Genomic DNA, 13,400 nt, shown 5'->3' with positions numbered 1-13,400 from the left:
TGGGGTAGCCAGCGGGCGAAAGGAAGGTTGCAAAGCGGCCCCGCGGCGCTACTTTGGCGGCGGGGGACTTCATGAGCAAGCAACTGGTACAAGACTACTTCAACGAAATTGATCGACTGCGAAAATTCTCCGGGAGTAACACCGAGGGCGTTATCAGCGAGGCCTTCAAGGATCTCCTGAAGGCTTGGTCGCGCCAGAAGAATTTACAGTTCATCGCCCAATACGAGTTCGTATCGGCGCAGAGAACTCGGATTCGCCCGGACGGCACCATCCTACACGACCTTCGCGTTCCCCTCGGGTATTGGGAAGCCAAGGACGAGGCAGACGACCTCGATGTGGAGATCGAGAAAAAGCTTAGGAAGGGCTATCCACAAGACAACATCGTCTTCGAGGACTCGCGCGTAGCCGTGTTGATCCAGGATCGCGTAGAGGTGATGCGGTGCCGGATGACCGACGCGGACGAATTGCTGCGTCTCCTCAACTTGTTTTTCACGCACGAGCGTGCGGAGATCGCTGAGTTCCGCAAGGCGGTAAAGCAGTTCAAGACCGACCTGCCGGCCGTACTATCGGCTCTGCGTGACAAGATTGATGTGGCGTATTCGGGCAACGCTGGCTTTAAGGCCGCAGCGAACAGGTTTCTGGCGCATGCCCGCGACACGATCAACCCGACGCTTGGTGAAGCGGATGTGCGCGAGATGTTGATTCAGCATATTTTGACTGAAGAGATCTTTGCGCATGTCTTTAATGAGGGCGACTTCCACCGCGATAACAACATTGCCAAGGAACTTTATGCGCTGGAAGCGGAGTTTTTTACAGGAGCTGTGAAGCGCGACACGTTGGCGGCGATCCAACCGTACTACGCAACGATACGTTCCACTGCAGCACTAATCACCAAGCACAGCGAAAAGCAGACATTTCTCAAGGTTATCTACGAGAATTTCTACAAAGTATACGATGAGAAGAAGGCCGACCGACTGGGTGTCGTTTACACGCCCAATGAGATCGTGAAGTTCATGATCGAAGGCGCGGATTGGCTGACGCAGAAGCATTTCGACAAAGCTCTGATCGACGAAGGGGTCGAAATCCTTGACCCAGCGACGGGTACTGGCACCTTCATTTGCGAACTATTGGAGCATTTCCGCGGGCAACCGCAGAAGTTGACTCGGAAATACAAAGAGGATTTGCACGCCAACGAGGTGGCGATCCTGCCTTATTACGTCGCAAACCTAAACATCGAGGCGACCTACGCCGCTATCACTGGGCAATATGCCGAGTTCTCGAACCTGTGCTTTGTGGACACTCTGGACAACGTCGGCGGACTGGGTATCAGGCGGGGGCACCAGCACGACCTGTTCGCCGGCCTTTCGGACGAGAACATCGAGCGCGTGAAGCGGCAAAACCGACGCAAGATTTCTGTAATAATCGGAAACCCGCCCTACAACGCCAACCAGCAGAACGAGAACGACAACAACAAGAACCGAACATATCCACATGTAGACGAGTTGATCAAAGCAACCTACATCGCGCAGAGTACAGCCCAGAAAACTAAGGTTTATGACATGTATGCCCGGTTCTTCCGCTGGGCAAGCGATCGGCTGGGCGATGAGGGGGTCTTGGCATATGTGACCAACCGCAGTTTCATCGACAGCCGGACGTTCGACGGGTTCCGAAAGGTGGTGGCGAACGAGTTCGCTGAGATCTACGTGGTAGATCTTGGTGGCGACGTCCGATCTAACCCAAAGCTTTCAGGTACAAAGAACAACGTGTTCGGCATTCAGACCGGCGTCGCGATCTCCTTCCTTGTGAGGAAAGGAGGTCGGGGCGGCGGCCGCATTTACTATGCACGAAGGCCGGAACTAGACACTGCGGAGGAGAAACTGACCTTTCTGGCGAATACGCGCCCGGATAGCCTCCATTTTGAGCGCATAGAGCCAGATGCCAGCAACAACTGGATCGACTTGGCCGAGAACCCATGGGACGAATTTTTGCCACTCGGAACCAAGGAGACCAAGGCGACGGCCTTGCCCTCTAGAGAGCGCGCCTTGTTCAAGGTCTTCTCGCTTGGATTGGGTACCAACCGCGACGAGTGGGCATACGCCAGCTCAGTTCGTGAGCTCCAAGAGAAAGCCACCTACTTCAGCGACGTGTACAATCGGCATCTAGGTACTCGGGCGCCCACGTCTTTCGCCGATTTTGATACCAGCATAAAGTGGAACTCCGAGCTGGAAAAATCTGCGCGCGACGGCATAAAATTGGTGATGGAGCCGCTCAAAAACGGAGTCGTGAATTACCGTCCGTTCGTAAAGCGGAATGTGAACTACCATGAACTGGTTGTTCACAGGCACTATTCCCAACGGTCAATATTCCCTACGGCAGGAATCGGCGAGAACAAATCTATTAACGTTTACAGCCTCGACTCGGACAAGCCTCTTGCAACACTTGCTAGCGAACTGGTGATCGACCTTGGATACCTCAAACAAGGCAACGGGGGCACCTTCGCTTTCCCATTGTATCGCTACACCACCGGCGGCACGCGTATCGACAATATCACCGACTGGGGACTCAGGCAGTTCCAAAAGGCGTACGGAATGAACGGAGTGCTTGACCCCACTCGTGGTGGTGGGGTCAGGGATGGCGATTCCGAGGTAGAGACAGCCTCTGCCGTGGCTGATGCAACTTCTCCGACGGAGGATGTGAAGAAAGGGCGGCGGCAACTCACCAAGGACGATATTTTCAACTTCGCCTACGCCGTGCTGCACGATCCAGTCTATCGTGAGAAATATGCGCTGAACCTGAAGCGTGAGTTGCCCCGCGTTCCGTTTTACCGCGACTTCTGGAAGTGGGCAGGGTGGGGCGAGGCGCTGATGGCTCTACACATTGGCTACGAGAACGTCGAGCCATGGCCCCTGAAGCGCCTTGAGGTGCGCGACGAGCAGTCTCGGGCGGCAGGCTTGGCGTCGAAGGCGATACTGAAGGCGGACAAAGGTAGCGGTTCGATCCAACTCGACGGCGAAACGGTGCTAACCGGAGTACCAGAGCAGGCATGGACCTACCGGCTGGGCAATCGCTCAGGGATCGAATGGGTGCTCGATCAGTATAAGGAGAAGACACCCAAGGACCCGACGATCCGCGAGAAGTTCAACACCTATCGCTTTGTCGACTACAAAGAGACCGTGATCGACTTGATCGGGCGAGTGACGCGGGTGAGCATGGAGACGGTGGCGATCACTGAGGCAATGAAGTCGGCGAGACGTTAACAGTAAGTGGTGGGCCTCCTATTGCGATGAAGTCAGCTAACACCACTCGAGTAATGCTCCCGGCCAGCATTGGTAAGCGGGCCGACTAACTGACCGGGCGGGACAGCCCTGGGATATCCTTGAATTACCCAATCAGTGGCCTGAAAAGGGCCGAGGATACCGCTGAATGCGCCGTAGTCCACGAGCGAGGCTCGCGCCAATAATCCTTACTACCTTCCCACTGGCGGACTCACCCCGCCCCCAGCGCAATCCCCATCGCCGCCCGCGCCGTAGCCTCATCGCACACCAGCGCGCTCCCCAACCCCGAGCGGAGCACCGCGGCGATGGCGTGGGTTTTGTTGGCGCCGCCTGAGGCGAAAACCACGTTGGGGACTTTGCGCAAAGCTTCGAGCGGTGGGGCGATGGCGCGGCGGTTGATCGGGTGGTCGATGGGTTGGCCGGCGGCATTGACGAATTGCGCCATCGCATCGCTCCGCCACCAGATCGTCGATCGTGATGTCGCGCGGCAGGCCGTAGCGCATCAGCAGCGAGCGCTCGGTCATGTCGCCGATGGTCAAGAGGATCAGGTCGTTGCGGGCCACCAGGGCCGCTCCTCAATGGCGCGGATGCATCGCGTCGTTCTGTCGGGGGGTAGGTCGATTGAACCACCAGCGATGTCATCCCTGCGGAAGGACGGATCTCAGTCTTGCGATCTCGCGTGCCGCGCCTAAACGGAGGCTCCCGCTTTCGCGGGAATGACCCGGTGGGTGAAGTCGCCCCCTCCACCAGCGTCGCTGGGCCGGCTCGAAGCCCCTCCCCCGCCCCGCGGGGGAGGGTCACTGAGAGGCCGGCGCTCGCGGCGATTCCCGCTACGTCACGAACAGCAGCACGCCGAACACGGCGAACAGCGTCAGATGCAGCGTGCCCTGCAGAGCCGAGGCGCGTTGGCCGAGGAAGGTCAGCGTGGTGAGACCGACGGTCAGGAGCAGCAGCACCGTTTCGCTCGGCGCCACCCCCATCACCACTCTCTTGCCGGTCACCAGCCCGACGATCAGCACCGCCGGCACGGTGAGGCCCACGGTCGAAACGAACGCGCCGAGGCAGAGGTTGATCGAGCGCTGCAGCTGGTTATCGAGCGCCGCCTTGATGGCGGTGATCGATTCCGGGGTGAAGACGATGATGGCGATCAGCACGCCGCTCAGCGCCAGCGGCGCGCCGGCGGCGGCGATGCCGAAATCGATCACCAGCGCCAGGTCGTGCGCGAGCAGCACGATGGGCAGCATCAGCGCCACCAGCAGCACCGAGTGGATGACGACACCGCCGCGATCTACCGGCGCGCGGTCGGCCGGCGTGCCGGCATTGTCGAGCGGAATGGTGAGCGAGCCGAGCTCGGGCTGGATGAAGTAGCGCCGATAGGCGCGGGTCTGCATCAAGAGGAACGCCGCATAGAGCACGATGGTGAGGAGCGCGAAAGCCACCGCCTGCGCCGGCAGGAAGGTGCCGTCGCCGCTGCTGAGCGTATTGGGGAGGATCAGCCCGATGCCGCCGAGCAGCAGGGTCATCGAGATGTAGGCGAGGGCGCCCTGCGAATTGTATTCCTGCTCGCCGAAGCGGCGGCCGCCGAGCAGCAGGCAGATGCCCATCACCAGGTTGAGGATGATCATCATCACCGCAAAGATCGAGTCGCGGCCGATGGTCGGGTTCTCGCCGGGGCCGAGCAGCACCGCGGCGATCAGGATCACCTCGATCGAGACGATCGAGAGCGTCAGGGTCAGCGTGCCATAGGGTTCGCCCAGCCGGTGCGACAGGTAGTCGGCCTCGTGCACCACGCCGAAGGCGGCGACGAGGATGGTGGCAAAGATCACGACGAAGCAGATGACGGCGACCAGCGGGTCGATCGGATCATGCAGCCAGGCCGGGCCGCCGAGCATGAACACCGCCACCACGCCCCAGGCGATGGCGAGGGTGATGAGCGTTCGTCGTGGCAGGTGCCGGCTGAGGGGCGTTCGGGCAAGCGTGGACGGAGACATGGGTCGATACCTCCGGGGCCGTCCCCGATCGATAACCCCACGCATCAAGGCCGTCCACGATGCGGCGCCGCATGACGCGGCATGAGGGTGTGTAGCGCAGGGAGCGGCGGGAGGCAAATGGGCGGCAAGGGCCGCGCCTCTCCCTCCCCCTTGTGGGGAGGGAAGCGGAGCTGGGCGAAGCCGTAGCGCAGCTGGGTGGAGAAGGCCCCACGCGCCGGCGCACCTAGCCACCCCCACCCTTGATCCCTCCCCACAAGGGGGAGGGAGACCCGACTGCAAACGCCGTTGCACACCGGGAGAGATTTTCAGCGCCGGTTCACCTAAGCTCCGCCAGGTTGCCGCCTGAACCCCGCTGGGAAAATCGCCGATGTCCACGCTTGCCGCCCTTGCCGTGTCGCTGCCGCTCGAAACGCTGCAGCCGGGTGATCACCTGACCAACGAGGGCAGCTATTCCGGGCGGCTCTACCTGCTCGAATCCGGGCGGCTCGCGGTGTCGCGCGATGGCGTCGCCATTGCCACCATCGACGAGCCCTGGGCGATCATCGGGGAGATGGCGGTGCTGCTCGGCACGCCGCACAGCGCCACCGTGACGGCGGAGACCACGGCACGGGTGCGGGTGATCGACGAAGCGCTCGACGTGCTGTCGCAGAACCCCGATTTCGCGCTCCACATCGCCACCCTCGCCTGCGCCCGCCTCAACGCCACCTCGGCGCTGCTGGTCGACCTCCGCCACGCCGCGGAGGGCAAGAAGCAGGAACAGGCGCTGATGAGCCGCATTCTCACAGCAATGCTGGCGACACCGAAGGTGACGGGACGCGGGGGGAAGTGGGCGGATCACGAGTAGGGCGGCCCTTTAGCACGCCGCAGCGATGCCGACGTCTGGCTTTCGGCGTCGATAGTCGAGCGCTCTGTCGACGCTTCCGTGGTGATTTCCGGGTCGACCCTGCCCGCCACAACATGGTCTCCGATGACAATGATCATGAACCCCAGCACAGAGCCGAATCCCTCCGCCGCCCCCCGTCGTGCGGATGGTGAGCTCTGGTGCGCGGTGCAGAAGGGATGAGCGCTCAGAGGCCATTGCAGAACCGGGTGACGCCGTTCGGGACGATCGTCGCCATCCCGCAGCGCGGCATGCTGACCGGCAATCGCGGCATCATCCATGACCCGGCGACCAGAACCCTGCTCAACCGGCGCTGGACCAGCAAGGCCTGGATCGCGTGTTCTTGCGACTATCGGGGGCGCCGCCGCGAGGTGATGGCGACCCGAAGCTGGACCGAGCTGTTTTTCCTCGACGAGGCGACCGCGCTGGCGGCCGGGCACCGCCCGTGCTTCCTCTGCCGGCGCCAGGCGGCCGAAGCGTTCCAGCAGGCCTGGGGGCGCGCCACGGGGCACGCGCCATCGGCGCGGGAAATGGACAGCGCGCTGCACCGCGAGCGGCTTGCGGATGGACAGAAGCGCGTGCATCCCCTGCCCTGCCCGCCCGACGAACTGCCGGAAGGGTCCATGGTGGTGATCGAGGCGGACCGAGCCTATACGATCGCCGGCGGCCTGGGCTTTGCCTGGGGAATGGACGGCTATGGCGAGCCGATCGATCCGCAGCACGCCCAGGGCCTGCTGACGCCGCCTTCGACGGTGGCCGCGCTACGCGCCGGCTACCGCCCGGAGCTTCACCCCACGCTTGGAGGAACCGCGCGCCGATGACCGATCTCTTCGATGGCATCGAACGCGGCGGGCGCGAGCCGATGGGCGAAGGGGCGGCGCTGCTGCGTGGCTTCGCGCTGGCGTTCGAGGACGAGGTGCTTGCCGGGCTCGACGCCGTGGTCGCGCAGGCGCCGTTCCGGCACATGGTGACGCCGGGCGGCTACACCATGTCGGTGGCGATGACCAATTGCGGGGCGGCAGGTTGGGTGACCGACCGTTCCGGCTATCGCTACGACGCCAACGATCCCCTCACCGGTCGGCCCTGGCCGGAGATGCCGGAGGCGTTCCGGACGCTGGCGCGCGCTGCCGCCGCGGAAGCCGGTTACCCGGATTTCACCCCCGATGCCTGCCTGATCAACCGCTATGAGCCCGGGGCCCGCCTCTCCCTGCACCAGGACAGGAACGAGCGGGACTTCGCCAACCCGATCGTCTCGGTCTCGCTCGGCCTGCCGGCGACGTTCCAGTTCGGCGGGCTGCAGCGCAGCGATCCGGTGCGCAGATACGCCCTCCGCCACGGTGACGTCGCCGTGTGGGGCGGACCCTCGCGGCTGGCTTTTCATGGCGTCACGGCGTTGAAGGAGGGGATGCACCCGCGCCTCGGCCGGATGCGGATCAACCTGACCTTCCGCGGGGCGCTGTGACGCCCGGCGCACCGAACACCTAGGCCGGACCCTAGTTCTTGAGAATCCACACAATCGCCACGAGGGCGATGGCGGCCAGGGCGATCACCACCTGCAGGGCCGAGGTGGTGAGCCAGGTATGGGCCACCCCGCTCCAGCCGAAGCCGCGCTTGGCGGCCGGGGAAATCGGGTAGCCGCAGCCGGGGCAGGCATAGGCCTTGTCCGAGATCTGCCTGTTGCATTCCGGGCAGGGTGTCAGAGCCATGTCATTACTCGGCCTTTGTTGGAGCGATCACGAATTCGACCCGTCGGTTCGTCTGGCGGCCGGCCGGATCGTCCTTGCCGTCGCGCGTTTCGTTGGGGGCGACCGGCTCGCTTTCGCCCTTGCCGATGGTGACCAGGTTGGCAGCTTCCACCCCGTGGCTGGAAAGATAGGCGCTGACCGATATGGCCCGTTGCTCCGACAGGGACTGGTTGTACTCCTCGCTCCCCATGGAATCGGTGTGGCCGGAGATTTCGACCCGGGGCGATGAGGCGTTGATCAGCACCCGCACCAGCTGGTCGAGCACGGGCTGCGCATCGGCCCGGATGTCGGACTTGTCGAAGTCGAACAGCACATCGCCCGGCACCGCGACGAGGATCGAACCATCTTCCTGCTGCTTGGCGTTGAGTTCGGTGAGCAGGCCCACGGTTTCTTCACGCAGCTGCGAATTCATGTTCGACAGGGCAAAACCGGACGATCCGGAGGCCTCACCCAGGCTGCCGCCAGGCGCGGCGGCGTCGAGGTGGCTCCTCGGCATATTCGCATCGTCGGCGAGACCACTCTGCGGCATCCGATATTCGGCGACGGTGCTGGGCTTGTCGCCGATCGCTTCGGTGCTGCGGCCGACCAGCAGGTCGGCTTGAGCCGAGCCAACCGGCCCCAGCGACGCCAGGCTGACGAGCGTGGCGAAAAGCGCCCTCATGGCGCGACCAGCGGCACGGTCACCACCAGGCCCGGCGCGCTGGTATCGTCGCCTTCGTTGCCATCGTTGAACACCAGCGAGACTTCCTTGACGTCGGCGGGAATGGCGCCGGGGAAGACCAGCTCGCCCGTCAGGGTCTGGCCGTTGGAAATGCGCAGGTACGGATTGTCGCCGATCTGGCGCAGGTGCAGCCGCTGACTCTCGCCATAGGACAGATAGGTGTCGGCGCCGGCCAGATCGACGTAGTTGGTCGCCCGGCTATCGAACGAGAGCACCACGCCGAGCACCGTCGCATCGTCACCGAGGGTCACCGATCTCACCCGCGCGGTCACGCCGACATCATTGGTGCCCTGCGCGTTAGTATCGATCACCACCGCATCGGTTGTTTCCTGCGCCGATGTGGCGGCGCTCAACGGCGCGGCGAGCAAAATGGCGAGGCAGAATGCCGAAACTTTGGTGCGAATCATCGAGTAACCTTGGAGAAACTTGGGCTTAGGGTGATTCCTGTCTCGCCATAGCTCACGGGACTGAAGGCAGATTTGTGGCAGCGGCGGGCAGATCGGCTAAGGTTTGACTGCCCGGTGCCGACAGCCGGTCACGGCAAGGCAGCGAGCCGCTGACGGAGGTAACAGTCAGTTGCGCACCATCCCGAAGGTCGCATCGCGCTTGCCGGCTCCGCTGCGATCGGTCGGCCAGGTGCTTCCCCGGCAGTGCGCGGTGCAGCGGGAACAACGCCCCGGCCAGCTTCCTGGTCGCGCCGGCTCTTGCCGTTCTGAAACGGCGACGACGCCCGCAGCCCCTATTCGATGATCGTGTCGGGGGAGACCGAGGCGCCGTCGACCTGCAGAACGCCGTCGAAGTCCGGGGACAAGAACACGCCGGAAACCGCCTGCTCGTAGCGCTCGACGCGTCCGAGACCGTCCTTGAGGAAGCAGTTCGGGCCTGACTTGAACGCGGGATCCAGGTTCATCGTCATCGCGACGCACTGCGCGTTCTCCATGCAGGCCTTGAAGCACTGCATCAGATCGTCCGCACGAAGCTTTGCGAGGTCGGCCCCATAGAAGTCGACACCCTCGTAGATCGCGAAGCGCTGGCCCGAGCTGGTGCTTGCACCGGTGGAGGCTTCCGATTGGGACGGGGCGGGCGCTCCGGCTGCGGCAAGCGGAAGGCCATTGGAAACCCAGGCCTCGATGCCGCCTCTGTACCATGCCGCATCCCAGCCGAGAGCGGCGGCGCGCAGCGCCGCATTGTAGGAAGATCGATCGTTCAGTCCCTCGCCAAAGAAGACGATCGAGGTTTGGCGCTTGCCTCCGGTCACGTCGTTCAGCCAGCTGTCGACCACCGATTGGAAGCGATCGGTGAGGCTGCCGTCCTTGCCGGCATCGGCAACCGAAACGGCGCCGGGGATGCTTTGCGCGGTGCCGCTCGTATCGACGAGCAGCGGGGCCCCGCCCTTGTTCAGCAGCGCCGCGAGTTCCTCGGTGGTGATCAGCCGTGCCTTGGCATGCCCGGCTGGCGTGGGCCCCTTGTATGGCGCCGGGAACAGTACCGTCGTCACCGGGACGCCAAGATCGACGGCTTCGTCGATGGGGCTGGCGCTCGCCGCGGCACCGGAGGTATCGGCGACGCCGGTGCCCGGGTTCTGCTGCGATTGCTGGCCGCCCTGGCTTGCCTCCGTTTCGATGCTGGCGATCATCACCGCCAGGTGCTCGATCAGGTCATAACACATGGTGATGCTGGCCTGACCGGGGTCGTACCAGGCATTGAGCTCGCCGCAGTCGCGGTAGGTGACGGAGAGCTTGCGCGGCAGCGCATAGGACTTCATGAGATCGTCGGCGAAGCCCTTGATGCCGTCGCCGAAGGTCGTCCGCAAAAACTCGCCGACCCGGCTGCTGGACGGCTCGAACGTCACTTCGATGGCGGCTCCCGGCGCGTCGGCGGACAACTGCCCATCGGGATGCCAAGCACCCACGCGCGTATGCGGCGCGAGGATCGTCCGCCAGGCACGGTTCTGCTTGTTGAACTCCTCGTCGCACCGGGCCAGCGTCCGCTCATCCAGCCCGATCTGGCCGGCAATGTCGGAGAAGATGCCCGGATTGCCGCCATACATGATGCAGAACACGTTGCGGAAGCGCTTGAGATCGGGGGTATGCTCGTCCTGCCACGGCGTCTGGGAACCCTGCTGCTCGGCAAGCTTGCCGCCATAATACCATTGCAGCGCAGAATAGGTCGCCACCTCCCGGCCGATGGCATCGATCTCCGCATCGCCTGAGGGATACATCGTCGGCTCGACCACTCGCAGGGCGGAGAAGATGTCGACGGCATCCTCCTCCGGGCCGGTCGAGGGGATGAGCAACTCGCCGATCAGCGCGTGGCCGAACTCGTGCATGAATATGCTGTTGGTCAAGCCGAGGTAGACGCCGATCAGGCGCGCACTGTCGCTGCCAAACATCGGCACGTCCGTGCCTGCCGCCGCTGAGGCAGGAGGCGCAGCATCGCCGGCAGAAACGGAAAAGCCGCCGACGTAGAACTCGCCCCGCTCATAGGCGAGGACGCCGACTTCGCCGCCGAGCGCCGGATGATTCTCGAGATGCCCTATCACCTGCCCATTGAGCAGAAAATCGCCGTGGCCCGGGCTCTCCACCAACTGCAGCAGGTCCTGCCCGCCGCCCTTGGCGGCCCCCGCGAGCCGGCCGATCTCCTGTGACTTGCCGTCCTTGCCGAAGCAAAGAACAAGGCCATCCCCGGATCCGGTGATCTCCCCCACGCAGGATGTGCTGTTATCGCTGCTCTCGATCAGAATACCGACAGCCGACAGGGCTATGTCGGTGATCCCGCCGGCTTGCGGCGGCCGGATGCCGACATTGAGGCTGGTCGTACGCTGGCCCGAGGCAACAGGCCCAACCGGCGTGGTGAAATAGAGCTCGCTCGAGTCCTCGGCAGCATTCACCAGGACGAGCCAGTTGTCCTCGAAGAACAGGTCCCAGCCGACCTTGGCGCTGCGGCCGTCGATCGCCGCGGCCAGCGGACCCATGATGTCGGCCATCCGATTTGCGCTGCCGTTTGCGCCACTGGCCGCCTCCTGCGCCAGGGCCGCCGAGCCCAGCCCAAGCAGAGTCAATCCGGCGACCAGCGCGATGAAACGGTCTTTCATACTGAACCTCGGAGGAGCGGAGGATCGAAGGGGGAGTGTTTGAGCACCACGTTGTGCCCGGAACTGTCAAGCAGCTTCGGCTCGCAGTCTACCGTCCGGCGCAGGGCTCACGATCCGCGAATACTCGTCGCATGCGGCGCCACGAGGAATCCTGGACGGCGTGCGAAGTCGGGGACCTGCTGGATGCGACGCCGCTCCATCGCACCCTCGGCGGGAGATGAGCGGCTGGGCCCGGTGTTCCGGTCAAATGATCCGATACGAAGCTCTGATCATACCTTGGGAGGCCGTAGCCGTGCTGGCGGAGAGAAAGGGATTCGAACCCTTGAGACGGTTCCCCGCCTACACACTTTCCAGGCGTGCGCCTTCGACCACTCGGCCATCTCTCCGCATGCAGCGGGCCGGGCGGGCCCGGGGTCTGCGTGCCCGGCGGCAGAGCCAGCCGGAGCGGGCGCAATATACTCATCGACGTCGTGTCCGCAAGGCACATAACGCGGGGTTCGGCGATCGCGTCGCGGGATAGCGCCGGGCGCGAACCAGACTGGCCTTGTCTCTGGCGCAAGCCGCGTGGCAAAAGAGCCGGGCAGCCGGCAGGGCAATCGGGTCCGCAGGCGCATCCCGGACGCGACGGACCTCGATGCGGCTTCTTCTCAGGCTTTTGGGCACCTGGCTCCTCGGCGTGGCGCTGATCCTCTTGATCATCGACGGCACCCGTTCGCTCGGCGCCAACCAGCTGCTGTTCACGTCGCTGAGCGACAACTGGACCTGGCTCAACCCCGAAAGCCTCGCAGTGGTGCGTGAGTTCCTCGCCGGGCGCTTCTTCGGCATGGTGCTCGAGCCGGTGTCGGAGGCGATCCTCGCGCTGCCGGGCTGGGTAGTGCTGGCGGTGCCCGGCGCGCTGCTGGCCTGGGCCGGGCGGTCGCGGAAGACCCGGCTGTTCGTGCGGCACGACCAGATCTGAGCAGGCGCCCTCATGACGCTGCACCAGCGCGACGGCTTCACCCGGTTCGTTTCCACGCTCCCCGCAGTGACGCTGCACGAGCAATGGGAGGCGCTCGTCGCCAAGGTCGGCGGCAAGGTGTTCTGCCTCTGTGGCGACAGCTCGGGCGATCTGGTGTTCAAGGTCGGCGAGATCGCCTTCGATGGGTTGACCGAGCTCGAGGGCATCGCGCAGGCTGCCTATTTCGCCAAGCGGCAATGGGTGCGGGTGTCGCCCGGCGCGCTCGAGGACGAGCTGCTCCAAGGCTATATCGCGCAGTCGCACCGGCTGGTGGCCGACAAGCTGACACGCAAGCTCAGGGCCGAACTCGGGCTCTGAGCACGTTGACGAAGTCGTTCAGGCCTTCTTAACTATCCCCGTCAAGCCATGAGGGGGCGAGGATGGTTGCTGGGCTGCTTTATGTCGTCGGGCTGATCGCGGTGCTGGCGACGCTGGTGGTAGCGGGCGTTCATGCGCCGGCACAAATCGACATGGTCAGGGCGGCGCTCGATGCACCCGGCGGCGACCTGCCGGCGACGCTGATCGAGGTGGCGCGGCTGATGCAATGGGCGGTGCTGCCGTTCGTCGGCGGGCTGGTGCTGATGGGGCTGGGGCGCATCGTCATGCTGCTCGGCGCCATCAACCGGGCGCTGCGCGGCACCCCCTGAAGCAACAAGGGCGGCCCTGGGGCCGCCCTCAACGTCTTGTCTGCCAACCG

12 protein-coding genes, 1 tRNA gene and 1 pseudogene are annotated in these 13,400 nt (G+C 64.0%); 7 read left to right on the top strand and 7 right to left on the bottom strand.

Annotation, left to right across the window (positions count from 1 at the left end; genetic code table 11):
• Positions 1 to 71: 71 nt before the first annotated feature.
• A complete protein-coding gene (locus tag APS40_RS12885) occupies positions 72 to 3,257 on the top strand; it encodes a type ISP restriction/modification enzyme (protein ID WP_055049657.1) in 3,186 nt (1,061 codons plus the stop codon).
• A gap of 229 nt (positions 3,258 to 3,486) precedes the next feature.
• On the opposite strand, the pseudogene APS40_RS12880 reads toward APS40_RS12885, so the two are convergent.
• Positions 3,487 to 3,838, bottom strand: a pseudogene (locus APS40_RS12880) (sugar-binding domain-containing protein); the annotation flags it as partial.
• A gap of 267 nt (positions 3,839 to 4,105) precedes the next feature.
• Positions 4,106 to 5,266 (bottom strand): calcium:proton antiporter, encoded by a 1,161-nt coding sequence (locus tag APS40_RS12875; RefSeq protein ID WP_055047432.1) that lies wholly within the window; start codon positions 5,264 to 5,266, stop codon positions 4,106 to 4,108.
• Between the two features lie 367 nt (positions 5,267 to 5,633).
• Between APS40_RS12875 and APS40_RS12870 the strand changes: the two genes are divergently transcribed.
• The 3 genes from APS40_RS12870 (at position 5,634) to alkB (ending at position 7,608) form a co-directional block, all read left to right on the top strand.
• Positions 5,634 to 6,110: a Crp/Fnr family transcriptional regulator gene (locus APS40_RS12870; RefSeq protein ID WP_055047431.1), complete on the top strand. Its 477-nt coding sequence runs from the start codon at positions 5,634 to 5,636 to the stop codon at positions 6,108 to 6,110.
• 215 nt (positions 6,111 to 6,325) lie between these two features.
• On the top strand, positions 6,326 to 6,967 hold the full coding sequence (locus tag APS40_RS12865; protein WP_055047430.1) for a hypothetical protein: 642 nt from the start codon (positions 6,326 to 6,328) through the stop codon (positions 6,965 to 6,967).
• Positions 6,964 to 7,608 (top strand): DNA oxidative demethylase AlkB, encoded by a 645-nt coding sequence (gene alkB, locus APS40_RS12860; protein WP_055047429.1) that lies wholly within the window; start codon positions 6,964 to 6,966, stop codon positions 7,606 to 7,608. Before APS40_RS12865 ends, alkB begins: the two co-directional genes overlap by 4 nt.
• 31 nt (positions 7,609 to 7,639) lie before the next feature.
• On the opposite strand, the gene APS40_RS12855 is transcribed toward alkB, so the two are convergent.
• The 5 genes from APS40_RS12855 to APS40_RS12835 form a co-directional block, all read right to left on the bottom strand.
• Positions 7,640 to 7,852, bottom strand: coding sequence for a zinc-ribbon domain-containing protein (locus APS40_RS12855; RefSeq protein WP_055047428.1), 213 nt, complete (start codon positions 7,850 to 7,852; stop codon positions 7,640 to 7,642).
• Positions 7,853 to 7,856: 4 nt separating this feature from the next.
• Positions 7,857 to 8,552, bottom strand: a complete 696-nt coding sequence (locus tag APS40_RS12850; protein ID WP_055047427.1) for an OmpA family protein — start codon at positions 8,550 to 8,552, stop codon at positions 7,857 to 7,859.
• Positions 8,549 to 9,019, bottom strand: coding sequence for a hypothetical protein (locus APS40_RS12845; protein ID WP_055047426.1), 471 nt, complete (start codon positions 9,017 to 9,019; stop codon positions 8,549 to 8,551). The genes APS40_RS12850 and APS40_RS12845 overlap by 4 nt, the downstream gene beginning before the upstream one ends.
• 332 nt (positions 9,020 to 9,351) lie before the next feature.
• On the bottom strand, positions 9,352 to 11,706 hold the full coding sequence (locus APS40_RS12840) for a DUF4344 domain-containing metallopeptidase (protein WP_055047425.1): 2,355 nt from the start codon (positions 11,704 to 11,706) through the stop codon (positions 9,352 to 9,354).
• Positions 11,707 to 12,002: 296 nt separating this feature from the next.
• Positions 12,003 to 12,092, bottom strand: a tRNA-Ser gene (locus APS40_RS12835).
• Between the two features lie 248 nt (positions 12,093 to 12,340).
• Between APS40_RS12835 and APS40_RS12830 the strand changes: the two genes are divergently transcribed.
• The 3 genes from APS40_RS12830 to APS40_RS12820 all read left to right on the top strand — a co-directional run bounded on the left by APS40_RS12830 (position 12,341) and on the right by APS40_RS12820 (position 13,350).
• The gene (locus APS40_RS12830; protein WP_156342925.1) at positions 12,341 to 12,664 is read left to right on the top strand and encodes a hypothetical protein; all 324 of its coding nucleotides are present in this window, start codon (positions 12,341 to 12,343) and stop codon (positions 12,662 to 12,664) included.
• 12 nt (positions 12,665 to 12,676) lie between these two features.
• Positions 12,677 to 13,021, top strand: a complete 345-nt coding sequence (locus tag APS40_RS12825) for an MmcQ/YjbR family DNA-binding protein (RefSeq protein WP_055047423.1) — start codon at positions 12,677 to 12,679, stop codon at positions 13,019 to 13,021.
• Between the two features lie 62 nt (positions 13,022 to 13,083).
• Entirely contained in the window at positions 13,084 to 13,350 is a 267-nt protein-coding gene (locus tag APS40_RS12820) for a hypothetical protein (protein WP_055047422.1), read from the top strand.
• Positions 13,351 to 13,400 lie beyond the last annotated feature (50 nt).

Source organism: Devosia sp. A16 (genome assembly GCF_001402915.1).
Taxonomy (GTDB): domain Bacteria; phylum Pseudomonadota; class Alphaproteobacteria; order Rhizobiales; family Devosiaceae; genus Devosia_A.
Note: the sequence above shows the minus strand (reverse complement) of the source record. Positions and strands in the feature narration are given on the sequence as shown.

Excerpts from the sequence above, each read along its gene's own strand:
- APS40_RS12830 (WP_156342925.1), top strand. The coding sequence starts at position 12,341 with ATGCGGCTTCTTCTCAGGCTTTTGGGCACCTGGCTCCTCGGCGTGGCG.
- APS40_RS12855 (WP_055047428.1), bottom strand. The coding sequence starts at position 7,852 with ATGGCTCTGACACCCTGCCCGGAATGCAACAGGCAGATCTCGGACAAG.
- APS40_RS12885 (WP_055049657.1), top strand. The coding sequence starts at position 72 with ATGAGCAAGCAACTGGTACAAGACTACTTCAACGAAATTGATCGACTG.
- alkB (WP_055047429.1), top strand. The coding sequence starts at position 6,964 with ATGACCGATCTCTTCGATGGCATCGAACGCGGCGGGCGCGAGCCGATG.
- APS40_RS12850 (WP_055047427.1), bottom strand. The coding sequence starts at position 8,552 with ATGAGGGCGCTTTTCGCCACGCTCGTCAGCCTGGCGTCGCTGGGGCCG.
- APS40_RS12865 (WP_055047430.1), top strand. The coding sequence starts at position 6,326 with ATGAGCGCTCAGAGGCCATTGCAGAACCGGGTGACGCCGTTCGGGACG.
- APS40_RS12825 (WP_055047423.1), top strand. The coding sequence starts at position 12,677 with ATGACGCTGCACCAGCGCGACGGCTTCACCCGGTTCGTTTCCACGCTC.
- APS40_RS12845 (WP_055047426.1), bottom strand. The coding sequence starts at position 9,019 with ATGATTCGCACCAAAGTTTCGGCATTCTGCCTCGCCATTTTGCTCGCC.
- APS40_RS12820 (WP_055047422.1), top strand. The coding sequence starts at position 13,084 with ATGGTTGCTGGGCTGCTTTATGTCGTCGGGCTGATCGCGGTGCTGGCG.
- APS40_RS12870 (WP_055047431.1), top strand. The coding sequence starts at position 5,634 with ATGTCCACGCTTGCCGCCCTTGCCGTGTCGCTGCCGCTCGAAACGCTG.
- APS40_RS12840 (WP_055047425.1), bottom strand. The coding sequence starts at position 11,706 with ATGAAAGACCGTTTCATCGCGCTGGTCGCCGGATTGACTCTGCTTGGG.
- APS40_RS12875 (WP_055047432.1), bottom strand. The coding sequence starts at position 5,266 with ATGTCTCCGTCCACGCTTGCCCGAACGCCCCTCAGCCGGCACCTGCCA.